Genomic DNA, 20,748 nt, shown 5'->3' with positions numbered 1-20,748 from the left:
AAATTACCTAATATTACTATATTTTTATTATAATATTTATTCTCTGATTTGACCGTTACCTCTAACAACATACTTAGTTGTCGTTAAGGCTTCAAGGCCCATCGGACCACGAGCATGTAATTTTTGCGTTGAAATCCCAATTTCTGCTCCAAAACCAAATTCAAAACCATCCGTGAAACGCGTTGATGCATTTACATATACGGCGGCTGCATCAATTTGCTCCAGAAATTGTTGACTTTTTTTATAATCATTTGTCACAATTGTCTCAGAATGTTTCGTACCATGCTGATTAATATGCTTAATTGCTTCATCAACGGACGAAACAACCTTTACTCCCAGAATATAATCATTATATTCTGTGTCCCAATCTTCCGCTGTTGCACGAATTGCTGCGCCTTGCAGAATATCCAATGCCGCCTCGTCAGCTCTAATTTCAACATTATATTTCTTCAACTCAGCAACAATTTTTGGTAGATATCTATTAGCGATAGCTTCATGAATTAGCAATTTTTCAGCAGCATTACAGACTGCTGGTCTTTGACATTTAGCATTAACTATAATTTTTTCTGCCATTTCAAGGTCAGCTGTCTGGTCGACATAAATATGACAATTTCCAACACCAGTTTCAATAACCGGAACTTTAGCATTTTCCATCACTGTCTGTATCAACTTAGCTCCTCCACGGGGAATTAAGACATCCAGATAATCTGTCAGTTGCATAAATTCATTAGCAACTTCATGTGATGTGTCGGTCAATATTTGGATAGCATTTTCGCTATACCCATTTTCTTTCAACGTCATTTGTAATATTTCAACAAGTTTGAGGTTAGTATTGAAAGCTTCCTTGCCCCCTCTTAAAATAACAGCATTACCAGACTTAAAACAGAGTGCAGCTGCGTCAACAGTTACATTTGGTCGTGCCTCATAAATAATTCCAACAACCCCAAGTGGAACCCTTTTTTGTGTAATCTGCAAACCAGCATGATTAATCCAACCATTAGTAACATTACCTAATGGATCCTGCAACGTTGCAACTTGTTCTAGGCCTTGTGCGATTTTCTCTATCCGACTTTCATCCAATGTAAGTCGATCAACGAAGCTTTTAACTAATCCTGTTGCTGCTGACAAATCACGTTGATTTGCAGCAAGAACTTCGCTGGTACTTGTCCTCAGTGCGGCTGCCATAGCAAGCAAAATTTTATTTTTATTTGTAGCCGAAACAAGACCCAATTCATAGGACGCAGCTTTGGCTTGACTTCCAATCTTTTCTAAATTAATTCCCATAAGTGGAACCTCCGTTCTTAATCTTTGTTGATAAATAACGTTCCCAACTGTTCGCCATTCAATATTTTGAAAATCACGGAAGGATTCTCTCCATTAGCAAGAATCATTGCTTTATTTGCATCAAGCATTCTTTTCGCAGCTTTCAGCTTTGTAGTCATGCCGCCTGTTCCAAATTTAGACCCACGTCCCCCAGCTTTTTCAAAGGTTTTGTCGTTAATCTCATTAATTGTTTGCAGTAACTGTGCATCATCAAATTTTCTTGGGTTCTTATCATAAAATCCGTCAATGTCAGACAGCATGATCAGTAAGTCCGCATCAATCGAAGTTGCAACAACGGCTGACAATTGATCATTATCTCCAAACTTAGTATGATGATCCAATTCATCAACGGCAACCGTATCATTTTCATTAACAATGGGAATAATTTTTAGCCTTAGCAGATTTTCAAATGTATTCAATACATTTTGCCTGCTAGTCGGATAATCCATCACATCATGCGTTAACAATATTTGCCCGATTTTTTGTCCATAGACCGAAAAACGCTGCTGATAAACCGTCATTAACTGTGTTTGCCCAATTGCAGCAAGTGCTTGTTGCTCTGGAATTGCGGTAGGACGTTCATTCATCCCTAATTGACCAAGTCCAACTCCAATTGCACCAGAAGAAACTAGGACAACTTCTTTATTCTCATTCACCAAGCCGCTTAAGCTATAACAGAGTTGGTCAATTGCTTGCAAATTCAATTTTCCATTTGGATGTGTCAAAGTACTTGTCCCTACCTTAACAACAATTCTTTGAGCTTCAATATGGCGCATTACAATTCCACTGCTTTCTTAATAATTTCAACCATTCTATTACTCTTCATTTTGCTTTTCACTTTTATTCTCAACATGATGTCTGACCTCTAACCAGTCAATATAATTTCGATTAAACTCAGTTACTTTCAAGTCGAGCTGATCAATTGTTATAATATCATTTCTTTTTACTTTGTAATTTTCAAGTAAGTAACCTGCTATAGTGACACTCTCTGATGCATCAAAGTTCTTATTTTTAATCTTGAAAAAGCGTTCAAAATCATAAAGCGTAGTTTTACCAGAAATCTTGAACCCGCCGTCTTCATTCTTAACAATATACTCACTGGATACATTATCAATCTCATCTTTGACAACACCAAAAAGTTCTTCATAAATATCTTTATCTGTGACAATTCCACTAGTCCCGCCATATTCATCCAAAACTACTACAATTGGTGTTTGTTTTTGAATCATCTGCTGTAAGAGCCCCTGAATTGGCGTTACTTCTGGAACAGTAATAATCGTACGCAGTAGTTTGCTGACCAAAATACCGTCATCAACTTGTGCTTGTCTGATTAAATCATATATATATACATATCCCAAAATGCGATCTTTATCATTATTAGCAACAACTGGAAAGCGACTAAACCCCTCACGCAGGTAGTTATTCACAACCGTCTTGACCGAATCCGTGATATCAACAACATCAAGGCTCGTCCGATCCACCATGATATCCTTGGCAATCTTGTCATTAAAGTCAAAAGCTCGCTGCATATACATCAAATCATTTTTGTCTAATTTACCACCAGTTACGGCATTACGCGACACCCGTAATATCTCTGCCTGTGTTAACACATCGTTACTCTCTGTAGCTGGAGTCAGACCGAACAAACGAATGATGCCCGCCGCAGAAATATTCAGCAATTGAACAAAAGGATAAAAGAGAATATGGAAATAATGCAGTGGTGTAACTACAAGCATCATCATTCTCATTGGCATTTCAATACTCAAATTTTTAGGGACAATCTCTGTGATAACAACCTCAAGATAGGTCAACAAGAGCACACCCAGAATGGCTCCGACAGCATGCATCGCCGTCGTTCCAAGTGGAGTAATCTGTAATACATCAACAATCGCTGTCTCAATTGTGGCCTCACCAACCCAACCTAAAATAATCCCTGCTAACGTCACACCTACTTGTGTTGTCGAAAGGTACTCATTTAGATTCTGAACCATTTTTAGAGCAGTTGTTAATTTGCGTTTGTTTCCTTCTCCTTCTTCGAGTGCGCCTTCAAGTGCACTTTTTCTAGTCTGTACAAGTGCAAATTCTGCTGCAACAAAAAAAGCCGCAAAATAAAAAACTATCACTATAATCAATACATTGGAAGCCAGCTGACCGCCTGTCAAAATCCATTCCCCATTTCATTCTTTGTTCTATTGCATATCATATCATTTTTTTGTCATTTAATGATGTTTATCATCTTATTTCTTTAATTCTTCGTAAAAATGGAAAAGGTATGACAATAATGTACTCGTCACACCCACTTTTATATTTTAAAAATCCAGAATTATTATTATTTTATAACATTCCACTATTTTTTCTTAGTTTACTATCACGTTCTTTTTTCACTTGCAGTATCCAATTCTTAAAAAATAATGTCTGCGTATCTGCCCATGAAAAAATAGGATTTTTCATCTGTGCAAAATCTTCATAATAATTTTGCGGTTTTGCCAATATCGCTGCCTGATCCGGATACGCCTTCAATTCTCTTTGATATTCTTTTGCGAGAGCATCGCTACCATATTCAAGATGGGCAAATAAGAAAACTTGTGGTTCGCTTTTAGCCTCAACTAAGAATAGATGATTTGTTTCTGAAAGTGCCTTAATCTCCAAATTTTTATTTTCGCTAATCTGCTTATGATTCAATTCTGCATAACGTGCATGCGGAGCTGTGAAACCTCTAGGCAATCCTTCCAACAGTTTCGACTCTGTAAACAGTTTTTGCTTGTAAATACCAAATAACTTATGCGCTAACATCTGTTTCTCAATCCCATAAAAGAAATTTGCAGCTGCCATTGCTCCCCAGCAAATATATAATTGTGGAATATCTAGTTTTTGTAAAAGTTGAAATAGTTGCTGCATTTCATTCCAATAAGTAACATCCAGAAAGTCAACTTTTTCAAGTGGTGCCCCCGTGACAATAAAAGCATCCATCTTCTTCACTTTAAGAAAATCTAGCGGCTCAGATATATGCGCAATTTCTTCTGGCACCATACGTCCTTGATAATGCATTGTTGGATAAAAATAAGTCACTTTAACAGGGGTACTTTGTTGTTTCAATACAAAAGCAAAACGTTTTTGAGTATCAGACTTGTCATGCATTACATTTAAAATTCCGATATTTAAAGTTTCAGCTTCCAATGTTTCGCTCCTAACTAAAATAATCTATCGATTTTTTATTTTACCGCTCCAGACAAGAAACTTCTAGTATAATTTTAAAGAAATTCTGATAATAGAATTAACTAAGATAACAACTGTAATTAAAAAATAAAAGACTTGACTAGATGCAAGAAAGGAGTGTGGTATAGGTTGGTAATGCTCAAAATTACAAGCATCATGCGCATTTGGCTATAAATAATTTGAAATCATCCGGAGAATTTTGACTCAGCTTCGGACCTATTCTCTAAGATTCTTGAGACTTACCGTCCTCATTTTCCTCTAAATTTACTTGAATCTGCTTCATACTCAAAAGAGTGTCAGCAACTAGCTTTGCGGTATCGCTTTTTAAATCACTTGTATTCGAGTAAGATCTAATAAACAAATCTGAAGCATTCAAGTTAGACGATATAATAACAAGATTCGTCACTAGTGGAACTGTATTTTCTACATCAAAGAAATTATCAACACGATTAATATTTGTAAAGGGCAAGTTAATAACACCCGTCTCTAATACCACTTCAACAGGTTCATTATTCATTGCAATTGGTTGCACAGCCCGCACAATCTTTTCTCTTGAAATGGCGCTCTCAAACTTAGCAAGCAAGTTCTCCATAAAATTAGTTTTTAACTCGCTAACCTCTTTGACTTCTATTTTATTCAGCACTATTTTAGTAAATTCATCTGTTTCAACTTGGTTAATAAAATCCTTAACTTTAATTTCCATTACTATTTCACTTCCAAACTCATTAAATGATTATTCTGCCGAAGATTCTAATCTATATTAAAAGCAAGTTTGGATAATGTCAAATTACACCCAGCATCCCTAACCACAGTATCAATCCTTTTTACTTAGTAAGAATGTCCATTTTTGGCATATATTCACTATTCTTTAACCCTATGAATTAAATAACTATCCTGTCCCAACAAAAGTTTTCTGATTTCCACCGCAAATCTTGCGCGAGCAACTGGACGCAAGGATTCCACTAATTTTTTTAATGGTTTTATCTTTGCTAAACTATTCAATACCGTTGCAACAGCATAGACAGTTGGACGTTCCTTATGATAGATTAATCCCGGATAAACGAATACTGCCCTTGTTCCTAATCGTTTGCTTAGTTCATCTTCAAGTACAAGTTTGGCTTTCATATAAGCACCCATCCCCAATGGTGCAGAATTTGCAGAAACGAACAGAAACTTGGTATTCTCAGTCTTTTTTTCAATGAACTTAATTACGTTCATCACTGGTTTTATTGTTTTTTTATAATATTCATTGTAGTTTTTTGCCAACAGTACTCCAATCAAGTCAATAACCCAGTCTGCTGTTGCCACTTCCTTTTGCCACGTTTCTGGTTTATCTAAGTCAATCCTGTTCCATGACACTTTTGGCCACTTTTCTTTATCTTCATTTGTTCCGCCATGTCGTGACATACTAACTAACTCAATTTCTTCGTACAAACTCAATTCTTGAATAATGCCCTTACCTACATAGCCCGATCCACCAAGCAATACAACCTTCACGCAGATCATCTCCTAATAAAAAAATATGACACAAATTCATCTATGCCATATTTCCTAAATATATTTTTTATAATTCTTTCTGCTGTCTAGTTTACTATTCTAGAAGAATTGACGCAAGATATCTTTCAATGGTGGTAATTCTGGAATCTTCCAATAATTTTCGAGGTATTCTTGACCAAACTTCATATATCCTTTCGCCTCATCCATGACAATCTTGCCCGGAAGTGGAGCGTTATCCTTGACATAGGCATTAATTAAAATAGGTTTATCTGTAATAGTATATGCCTTATCCAAAGCCGCCTTGAATTCGTCATTAGATTTAACCGTAATACCCACACCACCACATGCTTCAGCAAATTTAGCATAATCTATATCAGCCAAGTCAATCTGGTAATTCAATTGTCCAGCTTGCTGTTGCTCATACTCAATAAATGCAAGTTTTTGATTATTAACAACTACACAAATAACAGGCAGCTTATACTTTACAGCCGTAACAAAATCCTGCATGACCATCGCAAAAGCCCCATCGCCTTGCAATGCAACGACTCTCTTATCTGGATAGGCAACTTGTGCTGCGATTGCTCCAGGCAAAGCACACCCCATCGTTCCAAGCCATGCTGAAATTGCAAATTTCTGCTGATCCTTGACATGCAAATAACGTGCACTCCACGATGTAGATGTACCAACATCAATAGAGTAAATCAAATCCGCTGGTGCTGTCTCATCAATATAGGCTGTCATACTTTCTGGTGAAACTGGGCTCGTATTCAGCTTACGCTTGGCAACCATCCATTTGTTCCAATTACTCATACTCTTTTGACATGCAGCCAAGAACTTGCCGTCGGTTCTAACTACACCTAAAGCATTGAGCGCCTCAACAAACTTCTTAACATCCCCTTGCACAGCAACATCAACACTATAACGTTTACCTAAATTTTCAGCTTTCAAATCAACCTGAATACTTTTAGCTTGTCCCTTCTCAGGCAAGTAAGGCCGATATGGATAATTTGTCCCCAACATTATCAGCAAATCAGCATTTTTCATTGCCTCGTATGCTGCCTTGGTACCCAATTTACCTATATTCCCCAATGAATTGGGATGGTTATCCGCTATCGTGCCTTTAGCAGGCAATGTTTCCATAAATGGAATTTTATTTGCTTCAACAAACTGCTTGATATCATCTCCAGCATATTTGGCACCTACTCCCAGTAATACGACTGGCTTGCTTGCATTCTTTATCAACGAAGCTGCTTCATCAAGCTGTGTTTTGTTAACCTCTGGTGTACTCAGCGTAAATGCACGTGCAGAAGAATTGTATTCTCCCTTCAATATTTGATTAGGAATATCGTCAGGAATGGTCAATACTGCAACACCCTTGTTCTCATAAGCACTCCTAATAGCTTGGTCAATGACTTCTGGCAGATTGTCCACTGCTGAGATTGTTCTATTAAAAACCGCTACATCATCGAATAGCTTCGCAGTGTTTACTTCCTGGAAATATCCTTCGTTTAATGAAGTCGATGTAACCTGACCTAACAGAGCCAGTACTGGTACATGATCCATTTTTGCATCGTACAGTCCATTCAGAAGATGGATTGCACCAGGCCCGCCAATTGATAAGCATACACCAATCTGATCCGTATATTTTGCTTCTGCTGCTGCTGATAAAGCAGCAACTTCCTCATGACGGACTTGAATAAACTTTATCTTGTCTTGTTGGCGACGCAAAGCATCGATTGTAGTATCGATTGAATCACCAGGCAACCCATAAACATTTTGGATGCCCCAATCTACTAAGACATTAACTAACAAATCTGCTCCCTTTGTACTTGCCATAAAAAAACACTCCCTACATAAGAATAGCTCATAGATGCGGGCTCATCTCTATTCTACTGCAAAAAGCATTTTGCACAATACTTTTTGCTCACCAAAATTTTCAGCCTATCTTTTGACTCCCCACAGCCTTACTAATTTTAGATATAAAAACAGGAAGGAAGTTGTGGCATAAGTCAGGAAAATATGAGTACTAACGCGAAACTACTAAGATAGCAGGTCCTTTGCTATGAGCAATTCGAAGTTAGACGAAGAATTTTGACTTATGGAACACGTTTATCCGAAATAAAACAGGAGGATTGAGTCAAAATTTAACTTTTGACCCACCCCCCATTATTGTCTCTGTCTAAACAACATATCCAATAAATTAGCTGCATTTTATCGCATTCCTACTTTTGATTATTCAATTACTAACTTGGTTCCGCCATTAATGTTTTTATAAAACCACTTTGCATCTTTAACAGATAGCCAGATACTATTATTTGTATCTACCTGACTTCCCAAGCTGCGTGCTTCTGAAACAATATGCTTTCCATGCTCATTAGTGGGAACACTCTGTATCAAATATTTGCCATTACCCTTCCAAGAAACCCAATATCTACCTCCATTGCCGGTAACTTGATTAAAGTAAAATTCACCACGTTTATTACTAACATTAAATGTTCCTGTTGGAAATTCTTTTTTGCTTTCATTCGAATAGCCTGCAGAATGTGTCCCTAGAGATACATACATTTCATAGACCTTTTTCTTCCCTGACATCACGTAAAGACGTTGCTTTTTTTGTGAAACTTTGATCCATAAGCTCTTATCGCCAAACACATCGGGATATTTTTTTATTTCTGAAGACTTACGCCACTTTATTGGGTGCCTCATATTCGCATCCTGATCTTCTTTTTTCTGTTGTTGCTGCTTTTTTTCATTTTTTGCAATCTTTACACTATTTATTTTTTCCGCATGTTTAACATATACTACACTCCAGCCTGCAAGAAAAACAAGCAAGATTGCAACAATCCAAGAAACCAATTTGCGTTTATTCATTCACTTGTATACTCCCCTAATTTTTATTAAGCCGAATGCTCTCAACATCAAAGATCTTATCAATCCAGCCATCATAAAAAGACTTTTCATGAGATACTAACAAGACATTGCCAGCAAAAGACACAAGAGCCTTTTTCAAAGCATTCTTTGTCTCATCGTCTAAATGATTCGTAGGCTCGTCCATAATTAAGAAATTGCTTGGCTTTAACTCTAGGATACATAACTTAACCTTCGTTTGTTCGCCACCACTCAATAATTCCATCGGTTTCATAGCATTAGCTGGACTTAATCCGGCTCGTGCAAGTCTTTGCCTGATTGTCTTTGGTTCTAATTTTGGATAAACATCCTGGACTATCCGCAGCGGTGTTTGTGTCGGATTGTCCCAGTCCAAATCTTGCGTAAAATAATTTACCTTGGCTGCTTCAACAAAGTTAGCACTTCCACCAAAGTTCGGAATTATACCTAAAATTGATTTAATAAGTGTTGACTTACCAACTCCATTAAAGCCCTTCAATACAACTTTTTCTCCATGACTCATTGAAAAAGTAACTGGTGCAAGCAAAGGGCTTTCATATCCAACTGAAAGATCTTCAACAACTAATGTAGCAGATGACATCAGTTCTTCATAAGGAAAACCAAAACTAGATTGCAGTGCATCACTCGGCGGATCAACTTTTTCCATCTTATCAAGTCGCTTCTGCCTCGACTTCGCCATTGTAGACCTAGTTCCTGCCTTGTTTCTTCTGATGTAAGCTTCGTCCTTTTCAATTTGGCGTCGTTGCTTCTCATAAGCTTTAAGCTGAACTTCTTTTTTTACTTCCTTTTGCTTGATTGCTGAACTGAAGCTTCCTGTATATTTTGTAATTTTTCCAAAGGCAACGTCAATAATTGTGTTTGTAACTCTTTCCAAGAAATCAAAATCATGTGAAATTACCATAAAACAGCCAGCAAAAGCATTTAAATAATTTATCAACCATTCGATATGCTCAACATCAAGGTAGTTAGTTGGTTCATCCAGTAATAATACATCTGGATTCTCAAGTAATAGCTTAGCCAGGATAATCTTCGATCTTTGCCCCCCGCTGCACTGATCCACATGTCTGTCTTTTCCAATTGCATCTATCCCAAGACCAGACATCACCTGTTCAATCTTAGTCTCTATCTCATAAAATTCACCGGCTTCAAGCTGTTCCTGATAGCTGCCTGCTTTATCCAGTAAAGCTTCATCCATTGTAGTGGCATAATCCTCATAACACTTGGCTTGTAACTTACTAATATTATATAAGTCTGCAAATGCAGATTTTAAAAAGGAAAAGACTGTCAAATCATGCGCTGTTTGTGCGTATTGATCAAGATATCCAATCTTTATATTATTCTGCCATACAATTTTACCTTCATCCGGAAGTTCTTGTCCTGTAATAATTTTGATTAAAGTACTTTTACCCGCTCCATTTTGTCCGATAATTCCCATATGATCTTCTTTATTTAATCTAAAGCTAGCATCTTGATATAAATCCTTATCAGCAAAAGCGTGTGAAAGACCGTCTATTTCTAAAATACTCATTTATTTTCATCCATCCTCTTATTGGGTGATTATATCATATTCATACATCAATTAATTATTATTTTTATCAAAAAAAACCACCATAAAACGTCATTGACGCCCCATGCTGGCAAATAAATATAAGTTTCTAGAAAAATCAACTTATTTATCGGCTTTTTCTAGCTCCTCGCGACTCTTCAAAAATGATAATACAGTTTGATGTTGTGCGCGACGCTTTTTAATATTCTTTTGGTTAACAGGGCGACGATCGTTAGCTACCCCAACATGAGTATTCTGTGACATTGGTTCTCCTCCCTTCACTCTACACGTATTTTCCTATTTTATACTGTTTTTAATTTTTTTTCAAGCGAGCAGAAATTAAGCTTTTCGTCTTTTGCTGGACTTAGCTTTTTGCAGTTGGATGCTTAACAATTCCTGAAGGACTGCGACATGTTCTTTATATAAGTCGTCTAGTCCTAATTTCTGATATAACGAGAAAATTTCAGAAATAACTTTCAGCCCTTGTTCATAATCTCCGTCATTAATTATCTTTAACCCTTCAAAAAATTTCTTGTTACTTACCGCATATACATTATCTGAACCAATTTTTATTTTATTAAGCAACGTATAATAATAATTCACATTATTTGTCTTGTTAGCCTTCATAAATACTAAGATTGACTGACATAAGGCTCGTACTTTCAAATTATCAAGTTTCATATTTCTACCCCCAGAGCCATTGCTCCAATCATGGCCTTGGAATATTTTTTCAATCGATAAGCTATCAAACATAAAAATCGCATCAACATAAAGCCCGTATTCGTAGTGTCCCCATTTTGTACTCCGTATTAGATAATGGGCAATTTCTTTTCGTTCATTCAAAAAACTTTCTGTAGTTCTGCTGAGCTTCTTACGCATCACAGTGGCAATTAACATTAAGTTATAGAAACGAATCAATCCGTTTTCTTGATATTCTTTGGTAATTTTTTTCTCCAATGCTTTAATTTCAGTCAGATTTCTGAGCTGATAGGCATTTTTTAAATTATCACGATAATCGCAATACTCACTATTACTTTTATCCAGTACACTAAACACCCTTGAGAATTCAGCAGCTTCAATATTTAAACGATTCAATATGTATAAGAAAGTGTCTGCTGTCGTTTCAACTAAGCCACTCTCATATTTATAATACATTGACCTTGACAGTAACCCATCGTACACAGACTTAGCTTTTATCCCTTTTTCAGTTCTGATTTGCTTAACAAGTTCCCCTGTTTTCATTTTTTGCCTCTTTTCACAATTATCATATATGTGCTCATTAAATAGGCACCCCGCCCTACAAAATATCGCGTATATCAAAGACATCTTTTACGCGCATAACAAAATTATAGCTCCCCCTAAATAAAATTATTTTTTACTTATGTAAACCCATTACTAACTTTTAGTACCGTGTACGCACACAATCATAACAGAAAATTTCATGAAAGTAACCATTCTAATTTTAAATTTATTTTCATCCATCTAAGTCAAATTGTTATTAATCTAAAAAATATACTAATTATCTATTTTGGCCTATTTTATGTCCACTATTTAATTACGTCTATATCAAACCATTATCCATTATTCAAACAAATTCATTTGTACATTTAATAACTAAATTTGCTAATTTTCTCAACATTATCTATCATTTTTTTTATTCAAAAAAATTGTAAATAATAACTGTATCTACCTAAAGTTCAGCAAGTACTTATTTTCTAGTATCACCATAGAATACCAATATTTATATCAAAATAACTTCACTGGTAATTCATAAATTTAGCCTATTATCAAAGTCATTCAATCATGAAACTTTTTTCACATGGCTTCTAAGCTAACTGAATTAAGCAGAAAAAGCCTGCTTAATATGAGCAGTGCTGAAATTCAAATTAATGAGGTAACTAGTATGATGGAACTTAGTATTGAACTTAAACACGTTTTTAAGCAGTATCCCCCAAGCGCTTCATTCTTCTCACATATAAGAAGCTCTCCGCTTGTATTACAAGATATTAATTTAAAAATTGCCGCTGGTGAATTCCATATTTTCTTAGGTCGCAGTGGTTGTGGTAAATCAACATTACTCAATATTATTGCTGGCTTTCTTCCCCAAACAAGTGGCCAGGTCTTAGTTAACGGCCATGAAGTTACTGCTCCTGGACATGATCGTGGAGTGGTATTCCAAAATGCCGATGCTGCGATTTTCCCATGGTTAACTGTCTATGAAAATGTTGCTTACGGTCTAAAAATGCAGCACTTCCCAGAAAAAGAACGAACTCCTATCATTGATCAAAGCTTAAAATTAGTTGGGCTTGACCAACACACTGATAAGTACCCCTACGAATTATCTGGTGGGATGAAACAACGTGTCCAGATTGCGAGAAGTATTGCTAATAATCCAGACATATTAATTTTGGATGAACCTTTTGGTGCTTTGGACGCCCAGACTAGAGCAATTATGCAAGACGAGCTTATTAGAATTTGGCAAAAAACTAAGAAAACTATTTTATTTGTAACACATGATATTCAAGAAGCTGCTTATCTAGGCCAAAAAATCAGTATCTTTTCTCCAGCTCCTGCTGCAAATATCTGCAAAACAGTCACTGTTGATTACCCTTATCCTAGAAATATTTTTTCTAAAGATAATGAGCAATTGGTCACAAAACTAAATAATTATTTCCCGATTAGGGGGTCGTTAGCATGAAAGAAATGTCGAGTAAAGATACCGCTAAAACCCAAGCATTGAATGGACTAGAAGCTTCTAAAAACACCGATAATTATACAAAAAATGAATGGCTTAAGACTGGACTATTATTTTTAACTAAACATGGATTGTTTGCTTGGCTCTTGTTACTAGTGATTTGGATAATTGCCTCTAAAATTAGTGATTCCAGCTTCCTACCTAGTCCATGGAAAACATTAACTAGTGCTAAGGAATTAATAAAAACTGGAACACTTCAAAGTGACTTACTAATTAGTTTGCTCCGAATATTAGCTGGTTGGTTGGCTGGGACTATTATTGCAGTCCCTTTAGGATTATTCATTGGACAATTTAAAATTATTCGTTATTTATTCGAGCCATTGATTAATTTTTTCCGCTTTGTACCAGCCATAGGATTTTTGACACTATTTCTACTATGGTTTGGTGTTGGTGAAGTATCTAAAATTGCATTAATCATTTATGCAACAATGTTCCCAATCATCATCAATACTATTACTGGGGTTATTGCAATTGATCCATTAAAGATTGAATCCGCTCAATCACAAGGAGCATCAAAATTTCAAGTTTTCTACAGCGTTGTCATTCCTTCAGCTGTACCAAATATCTTTACTGGTGTCCGCCTTGGATTAGGCGGAGCAATTATAGCGATTGTAGCAGCAGAAATGCTAGCGGCTCAAAACGGAATTGGCTATCTGATTTATACTTCTAGACTCTATTATCGTACCGATTGGATTTTTGTTGGGATTTTTGTTCTTGGTTTTATTGGTTATCTTTCAGATACACTGCTTCGTTTATTCGGTAAAGTTGTGCTCAAAAAATATGGTGTATTTGAAAAAAAAGCAACGTAATGATGGAATGCAACAAAAAGTTAGAAAGGTGTTTTTGTAAGTGAATAAAAAAATAATCATGCTATTTGGAAGCCTAGCAGTTATTATCGCTATTATATTTGCTGCCGTTTATGGCTTAAAGACTGTTGACAGTAGCTCAAAAAAGAGCAGCACTAGTTCAACAACAATCCGCTTAGGATTAATGACAAATTCCGGTGGCCAATACTTAGCAGCTATTGCGAAAAAGGAGGGGTATTTCAGTAAGTATAACCTGAAAGTAAACACTACGACTTTTTCCTCTGGAATTGAAACAGTTAATGCAATTACAACAAAACAGTTAGATATTGGTTACGTAGCTGATTTTGCAGCCTTAAACCGTTTTGGAAGTTCAAATAAAAGCAATCTCAAAATCTTTGCAAAGTTATCCAGTTCTGGAGGCAGTGGGGTTAAATTATACACCGCTAAAACCATTAACTCATTAGCTGATCTCAAAGGCAAAAATATTTTAACTAGTAAAGGAACTGTTACGGAATATTGGGTTGCTAAAACATTGAAAAAAGCTGGCTTAAAAGAAAGCCAAGTTAATCTATTATCCGTTGAAACCGGACAAGAAGGATTGGCTTTGATGAAATCAGGAAAAGCCTCTGCTGTATGGGCATCCGGTCAAGATGCAGAAAAGCTGAAAAAAACTGGGAAGTTCAAAGTATTAACTACCCAAGGAAAAATCACATCACCGACTTTAGCCTTTGCTATTTCCAATAAAAAATTTCTAAAGGAACATCCAAAAGCAGCAATTGCCTATCTGAAAGCCATTAATGACAGTATTAAATTGGTTCAATCTCATCCACAAAAAGCTGCTAAAATTGTCGCTTCCGCATTAAATGTTCCTAAAAAAACTGTTTTAGCAACTTTCAAGAGTACTAATTTCAAAGTCAGCTTCGACCAGAGCACATATAACGACTTAAAGAGTATTTACAAGTATCTAGCTAACAATGGAAGCTTAAAACATACTTATGACATTGATGATTACATTGATACTACGACACTGAAAAAAGCCATCTCAGGTTCTGTTTCATATAAATAATACTGAAGTTTAATTTATTACGATATTAAAAAAGTTAAGGAGTGAATCATATGGGACAACCATCTATATATCCAACTGGAACAATTTGCTATAATCCTGATAAAGCTTGGAATGGCTATACCTTAGTACCAACAATTAACGATGGAATATTATTATTTGATATGAATGGTAATGAGGTAAGACGCTGGATTTTTCGCGGAATGCCCCCTAAAATGCTCCCCAATGGGCATATTATTGGAAATTCTGGCAACCGGCACCCAGTTCATGGGATGCAAGATGGAATTAATCTTGTTCAAGTTGATTACGATGGCAATATTGAATGGCAATTCGATCATTTTGAAAAGATTGACGACCCAGGATACGATCATCGCTGGATGGCACGACAGCATCACGATTTTCAGCGTGAAGGCCAGGCTGTCTATTATTCACCATTAGAACAACCAAAGGTAGACTCAGGGAAAACTTTAATATTAGCCCATCAAACAATTCATAATTCAGTAATCTCTGACAAAAAATTGTTGGATGATATTGTTTACGAAGTTGATTGGCAAGGTAACTTATTATGGAGCTGGAGCGTAGCAGAACACTTTGCTGAATTTGATTTTGATGAAGCTGCCAAAAATATTTTGACAAGAAATCCAAATATGCGTCAATCTGATGGTGGTGTTGGTGATTTCATGCATACTAATTGTGCCAGCTATCTGGGAGAAAATAAATGGTTTGATCGAGGAGACCAGCGATTTAAGCCAGATAATATTATCATGGACAGCAGAGAAGCAAATATTTTATTCATCGTTGATCATGATACCGGCAAAATTGTCTGGAAGTTAGGTCCTGATTATATACATGATCCTAAAGCACAAGCAATTGGTCAAATCATTGGGCAGCACGCTTTACACATGATTCCCCGTGGATTACCTGGAGCTGGAAACCTACTATTGTTTGACAATGGTGGCTGGGCTGGCTACGGTACTCCTAATCCTGGTAGCTTAGATGGTTCAAAAAATGCACTCCGAGACTATAGCCGAATTCTCGAAATCGATCCTGTTGCAATGAAAATTGTGTGGTCGGTTACCCCTGCTGATTTTGGTTATCAAATGCCAACTGACAGTAGCAAATTCTATAGTCCTTATGTTTCAAATGTCCAACGATTACCAAATGGTAATACTCTGATTAACGAGGGATCTGACGGCAGAATTATTGAACTCACTAATGACTATGAAATTGTCTGGGAATGGATTTCACCTTATTTTTCACATAATAATGATGGTAAACTAAAGAACAATATGATTTACCGCGCTTATCGTTACCCATATGATTATGTGCCACAAGAACCAAAGCCGCACGAAATATCAATTCAACCACCTGACATTTCTACTTTTAGATTGCCAAATGCCGGAAAAAAAGGTGCAAAAAAGATTGTTGCTGTTGCTGGTACCTTACCTTACTATAAAGACGTTGCCTTGTGTGTCGCAACAATTGATGAATCCAATCAAGTAACCGCTAAAAAGAAAAACCAACAATTATTTACAATTGACCGCAACATTTTCCCTGAAATTACCCAGGAAGAATTTACAAATCAAATCTTAAACAACAAAAATACCGATAAAGTTAAAATCATAATGTTCGGAGCGGAGCGTTGTTCTCACTGTCGCATAGTCCATCCGTTACTGAAAAAAGCAGTCTCTGAAAAGTTCAACAATCAATTTGAAACATATTATCTTGATGTTGATAAAAATCAAGAGATTACAACCAGACTTCATATCTTGGGAACCCCAGTAGTTTCGGCTTATAGAAGCGGTAAAGAACTTAATCAATTTCGCGGAGAATTAGGTTTCAATGGCATCTGTGAATTTTTAAATACCTTTCTTACTGCAGAAATCTAATGATACTAATTTATGTGACATTTAATTTTGAGCTTTGTTTTAAAACAAATCATCCTTACCTAATCCATAATTATCACTTGCACAACCCAAAGAGAGTATGCCATAAATCGGGAAAATTTGAGTACTAACTCAAAATTACGAACATAGCAGGTACTTTGCTATGAGTAATTCGAAGTTAGACGGAGAATTTTGACTTATGAAACACGTTTATACGGAATAAATAGAGGAACTGAATCAAAATTTAACTTTTGACCCAGCTCCAATTATTTGCATATAAACGTATCTCATAATTCAAAATTATTGCCATATCTCTCTTACTTTTAATTTATATTATTTTTCCTGTGTTTTTAATAGATCACGAATTTCTTCCAAGAGTTTAACTTCAGGAGCAGCAACAGGTACAACTTCCTCCTTCTTACGAATCAAAAATTTATTAACAAACTTAACCAATAAGAACACCACAAAGGCAATAATCAAGAAATTAATAATTGCGTTAATAAAACTACCTATTTTGAACGTTGCTCCGTTAATCTTGAACACTAATTCTGAAAAATCAATTCCTCCAATAAACAAGCCAATAAAAGGATTAATTAAGTAATCAACCAATGACTTAACAATTGACGTAAAAGCACCACCAATAATAACACCGACAGCTAAGTCAATCACATTTCCTCGTGAAATAAACTCTTTAAACTCTTTAAACTCTTTAAACTCTTTAATCAATTCTAAACACCCCTAATATGAAATTACTTTAAATGTACCAATATGCATATATTTTTTCAACTATTTAAACTTCTCTCTTATCACATTTTATAATCGTTATTTCTTTCTTAACACCGTGAAGCATGATACATTTAAACTATAAAATATGAAGGGATTGTCATGCTTAATGAACCAAAAATATCACCAGCTTTCTGTTGAAAAGGCATTAAATTTATTAGATACAAACACTACAGGTCTTTCCTTGGATGAGACAAACAAGAGATTGGGTCAATACGGGCAAAACACGCTCACTGAACAAAAAAAGAGTTCCTTGTTTCAAAAATTCATAGCTCAATTTAAAGATCTAATGATTATCATATTAATGGTTGCTGCTCTTATCGCTGCTTTTGCCGGTGATATTTCAGATGCCTTAATTATTTTCTTGGTAATTGTTTTAAATGCTGCATTTGGTGTATTTCAAGAAGCAAAGGCGGAGAATGCAATTGATGCATTAAAAGAAATGACAACCCCCTCTTCAAAGGTACGACGAAATAATCAAATCACAACTATTAAGAGTGTAAATTTAGTACCTGGCGATATTATTTTATTAGAAGCAGGTGATATCATCCCTGCCGATGTTAGATTCATCAGCACTTCTTCTCTGCAAGTCGAAGAAGCCGCATTGACTGGTGAATCTGTACCTGTAAATAAAAACATAACTAGTATCCCTGAGGCTGAAATTCCACTAGGTGATCGAAAGAATCTTGGCTATATGAACACCAACGTTACCTATGGGACGGCAGAAGCGGTAGTTATTGCAACCGGCATGAACACAGAAGTTGGCCACATTGCAACAATGCTCAACAATGTTGATCAGACAACCACTCCACTTCAAAAAAGCATTGTACATCTGAGCAAGATTCTAAGTGTTTTAGTTTTGGCGATTGCACTGCTGGTTTTTATTATCGGAATATTAGCTGATCGTGCTTCAATCTTAGAAATGTTGTTAACATCAATTTCGCTTGCAGTTGCAGCAATTCCTGAAGGGCTGCCAGCAATTGTAACAATTACGCTTGCACTTGGGACACAAACCATGGCTAAACGTAATGCATTGATTAGAAAACTGCCGGCCGTTGAAACGCTTGGAACTACAGAGATCATTGCATCAGACAAAACTGGTACTTTGACTCAGAACAAAATGACAGTCGAAAAAATATATCAAAACAACACCTTGACTGATGCCAATAGTGCACAAATCGATCTGAACAACTTAATGAAAGCCATGATTTTAGCCAATGATAGCCAAAAAAGCGACACTGGATTAATCGGTGATCCCACTGAAACGGCTTTGATTCAATACAATCTTGATAAATCAAATCATGTCTCGCAAATTGAAAAAGACTTCCCACGAGTTGCAGCAATTCCCTTTGATTCTGAGCGAAAACTGATGTCTGTTGTAATAAAACAGGCAGATAAACCTGTGTTGTTCATAAAAGGTGCTGTTGATGAATTATTGCAGCGAACAACACGTATTGAAAAAAACGGAGAAATAACTGTTTTAACTGAAAACGACCGCAAAAGAATACTCGCTGCAAACCATGATCTAGCGCATAAAGCTTTACGTGTTTTAAGTTTTGCATATCGACCACTAGATAGTGTTCCAAATGAGCCTTCCTCACAACTACTCGAACAAGATTTAATTTTTGTTGGGATGGTGGGAATGATTGATCCTGAACGTCCAGAGGTTAAAGAAGCTGTTGCACAAGCTCGTTCAGCAGGAATCAGACCATTAATGATAACTGGCGACCATAAGGATACTGCTACGGCGATTGCAGTTCGCTTAGGGATAATTACGGCTTCTCAAACTGATGCTGTCATTACTGGTAATGATCTAGATGCACTATCAACTGACGAGCTGAATTCTGCAGTTGATAAGTATTCAGTTTATGCTAGAGTTGCACCTGAACATAAGGTTAGAATTGTTAAGGCATGGCAGAAGAGAGGAAAAATTGTAGCGATGACAGGAGATGGCGTCAACGATGCTCCTGCTTTGAAAACAGCTGATATTGGGGTCGGGATGGGTATAACCGGTACTGAAGTTTCTAAAAATGCTAGTGATATTGTTCTAGCTGATGATAATTTTGCAACCATTATTGTTGCTGTCAAAGAAGGACGCAAGGTTTTCGCAAACATTCAAAAGGCCATTCAGTACCTTCTTTCTGCTAATTTAGGTGAAGTTCTAACTCTCTTCTTTATGACGATGCTCGGCTGGGATATCTTTGCCCCAGCACAAATTCTTTGGATCAATCTCGTAACAGACACTTTTCCTGCCATTGCACTTGGAATCGAAAAGGCTGAAACTACGATTATGCAAAGAAAGCCTAGGGGCGCTAAGTCGAGTTTCTTTGGCGATGGAGTTCTCTCTAGTATTACCTACCAAGGATTACTGGAGGGAATATTAACTCTTGGCGTGTACTGGATAGCCATCAAGTATCCTTTCCATAACTCATATGATTTGATACATGCTGATGCTTTGACCATGGCTTTTGCAACTTTAGGATTAATTCAACTGTTTCATGCTTTTAATTCTAAATCAATTCATGGTTCTATTTTCAACAAAAATTTATTTTCAAATAAAATGTTTAATTGGTCGATTGTTATCTCAGGCATACTTTTGTTTGCAACGATTTTCATTCCGGCATTCAACGACGTCTTCAAAGTTACCCCACTCGCCCTAGAACAATGGTTAATAGTATTAAGTGGTGGTGTGTTAATGATCGTAATTGTTGAAATCGTAAAACTATTTCAGCGTAAACTCCATAGATAACTCATCTGTACCGTAAAGAGGAAATATTAGCTCGAAATTACTCATAGCGAGTACTTTGCTATGAGTAATTCGAAGTTAGATGGAGAATTTTGACTTATGAAATATGTTTATACGAAACAAATAGAGGCTAGATCAAAATTTAACTTTTGACCTAACCTCTATTCCTACGTTTAGTCAAGCCTCTAATTTCTTATTTTTTTAATCTTTGAACTAGTGA

The 20,748-nt window shown here is 36.2% G+C and carries 17 protein-coding genes; 5 read left to right on the top strand and 12 right to left on the bottom strand.

What is annotated here, in order from left to right:
• Nucleotides 1-36: 36 nt before the first annotated feature.
• The 11 genes from ABF682_RS02190 to ABF682_RS02140 all read right to left on the bottom strand — a co-directional run bounded on the left by ABF682_RS02190 (nucleotide 37) and on the right by ABF682_RS02140 (nucleotide 11,731).
• Complete coding sequence (locus ABF682_RS02190; RefSeq protein WP_415618877.1) at nucleotides 37-1,284, bottom strand: glutamate-5-semialdehyde dehydrogenase; 1,248 nt, start codon at nucleotides 1,282-1,284, stop codon at nucleotides 37-39.
• A gap of 17 nt (nucleotides 1,285-1,301) precedes the next feature.
• A complete protein-coding gene (gene proB / locus ABF682_RS02185) occupies nucleotides 1,302-2,099 on the bottom strand; it encodes a glutamate 5-kinase (RefSeq protein ID WP_289980857.1) in 798 nt (265 codons plus the stop codon).
• Nucleotides 2,100-2,138: 39 nt separating this feature from the next.
• A complete protein-coding gene (locus ABF682_RS02180; protein ID WP_289980855.1) occupies nucleotides 2,139-3,485 on the bottom strand; it encodes a hemolysin family protein in 1,347 nt (448 codons plus the stop codon).
• A gap of 172 nt (nucleotides 3,486-3,657) precedes the next feature.
• Entirely contained in the window at nucleotides 3,658-4,500 is an 843-nt protein-coding gene (locus tag ABF682_RS02175) for a homoserine O-acetyltransferase/O-succinyltransferase family protein (protein WP_415618876.1), read from the bottom strand.
• Between the two features lie 262 nt (nucleotides 4,501-4,762).
• Nucleotides 4,763-5,242 carry a hypothetical protein gene (locus ABF682_RS02170; RefSeq protein WP_415618875.1) on the bottom strand — a complete coding sequence of 160 codons (480 nt, stop codon included), beginning with the start codon at nucleotides 5,240-5,242 and terminating at the stop codon, nucleotides 4,763-4,765.
• A 158-nt stretch (nucleotides 5,243-5,400) separates the two neighbouring features.
• The gene (locus ABF682_RS02165; protein WP_415618874.1) at nucleotides 5,401-6,036 is read right to left on the bottom strand and encodes an NAD-dependent epimerase/dehydratase family protein; all 636 of its coding nucleotides are present in this window, start codon (nucleotides 6,034-6,036) and stop codon (nucleotides 5,401-5,403) included.
• 99 nt (nucleotides 6,037-6,135) lie between these two features.
• Complete coding sequence (locus ABF682_RS02160; protein ID WP_415618873.1) at nucleotides 6,136-7,872, bottom strand: pyruvate oxidase; 1,737 nt, start codon at nucleotides 7,870-7,872, stop codon at nucleotides 6,136-6,138.
• A gap of 396 nt (nucleotides 7,873-8,268) precedes the next feature.
• Nucleotides 8,269-8,907, bottom strand: a complete 639-nt coding sequence (locus ABF682_RS02155) for a L,D-transpeptidase (RefSeq protein WP_415618872.1) — start codon at nucleotides 8,905-8,907, stop codon at nucleotides 8,269-8,271.
• A gap of 16 nt (nucleotides 8,908-8,923) precedes the next feature.
• A complete protein-coding gene (locus tag ABF682_RS02150; RefSeq protein WP_289980844.1) occupies nucleotides 8,924-10,471 on the bottom strand; it encodes an ABC-F family ATP-binding cassette domain-containing protein in 1,548 nt (515 codons plus the stop codon).
• 141 nt (nucleotides 10,472-10,612) lie between these two features.
• Nucleotides 10,613-10,753 (bottom strand): hypothetical protein, encoded by a 141-nt coding sequence (locus tag ABF682_RS02145; protein WP_289980843.1) that lies wholly within the window; start codon nucleotides 10,751-10,753, stop codon nucleotides 10,613-10,615.
• A gap of 75 nt (nucleotides 10,754-10,828) precedes the next feature.
• The gene (locus ABF682_RS02140; RefSeq protein WP_289980841.1) at nucleotides 10,829-11,731 is read right to left on the bottom strand and encodes a helix-turn-helix domain-containing protein; all 903 of its coding nucleotides are present in this window, start codon (nucleotides 11,729-11,731) and stop codon (nucleotides 10,829-10,831) included.
• Nucleotides 11,732-12,308: 577 nt separating this feature from the next.
• On the opposite strand from ABF682_RS02140, the gene ABF682_RS02135 reads away from it, so the two are divergent.
• From ABF682_RS02135 to ABF682_RS02120, 4 genes are read left to right on the top strand one after another with little or no spacing between them, the layout of a single operon-like run.
• On the top strand, nucleotides 12,309-13,187 hold the full coding sequence (locus tag ABF682_RS02135) for an ABC transporter ATP-binding protein (protein WP_415618871.1): 879 nt from the start codon (nucleotides 12,309-12,311) through the stop codon (nucleotides 13,185-13,187).
• Nucleotides 13,184-14,053, top strand: coding sequence for an ABC transporter permease (locus tag ABF682_RS02130; RefSeq protein WP_289980837.1), 870 nt, complete (start codon nucleotides 13,184-13,186; stop codon nucleotides 14,051-14,053). Before ABF682_RS02135 ends, ABF682_RS02130 begins: the two co-directional genes overlap by 4 nt.
• Nucleotides 14,054-14,093: 40 nt before the next feature.
• Nucleotides 14,094-15,116: an ABC transporter substrate-binding protein gene (locus ABF682_RS02125; protein WP_415618870.1), complete on the top strand. Its 1,023-nt coding sequence runs from the start codon at nucleotides 14,094-14,096 to the stop codon at nucleotides 15,114-15,116.
• A 50-nt stretch (nucleotides 15,117-15,166) separates the two neighbouring features.
• Nucleotides 15,167-17,002 carry an aryl-sulfate sulfotransferase gene (locus tag ABF682_RS02120; RefSeq protein WP_289980832.1) on the top strand — a complete coding sequence of 612 codons (1,836 nt, stop codon included), beginning with the start codon at nucleotides 15,167-15,169 and terminating at the stop codon, nucleotides 17,000-17,002.
• A 330-nt stretch (nucleotides 17,003-17,332) separates the two neighbouring features.
• Here ABF682_RS02120 and mscL read toward each other — a convergent pair whose 3' ends face one another.
• On the bottom strand, nucleotides 17,333-17,722 hold the full coding sequence (gene mscL, locus ABF682_RS02115) for a large-conductance mechanosensitive channel protein MscL (protein ID WP_415618957.1): 390 nt from the start codon (nucleotides 17,720-17,722) through the stop codon (nucleotides 17,333-17,335).
• Between the two features lie 169 nt (nucleotides 17,723-17,891).
• Here mscL and ABF682_RS02110 point away from each other — a divergent pair, with 169 nt between their 5' ends.
• Nucleotides 17,892-20,531 (top strand): cation-translocating P-type ATPase, encoded by a 2,640-nt coding sequence (locus ABF682_RS02110; RefSeq protein WP_415618869.1) that lies wholly within the window; start codon nucleotides 17,892-17,894, stop codon nucleotides 20,529-20,531.
• Nucleotides 20,532-20,748 lie beyond the last annotated feature (217 nt).

The sequence above is a fragment of the Liquorilactobacillus sp. genome (genome assembly GCF_047719775.1).
GTDB lineage: Bacteria > Bacillota > Bacilli > Lactobacillales > Lactobacillaceae > Liquorilactobacillus.
This window is presented reverse-complemented; position numbering and strand designations above follow the sequence as displayed.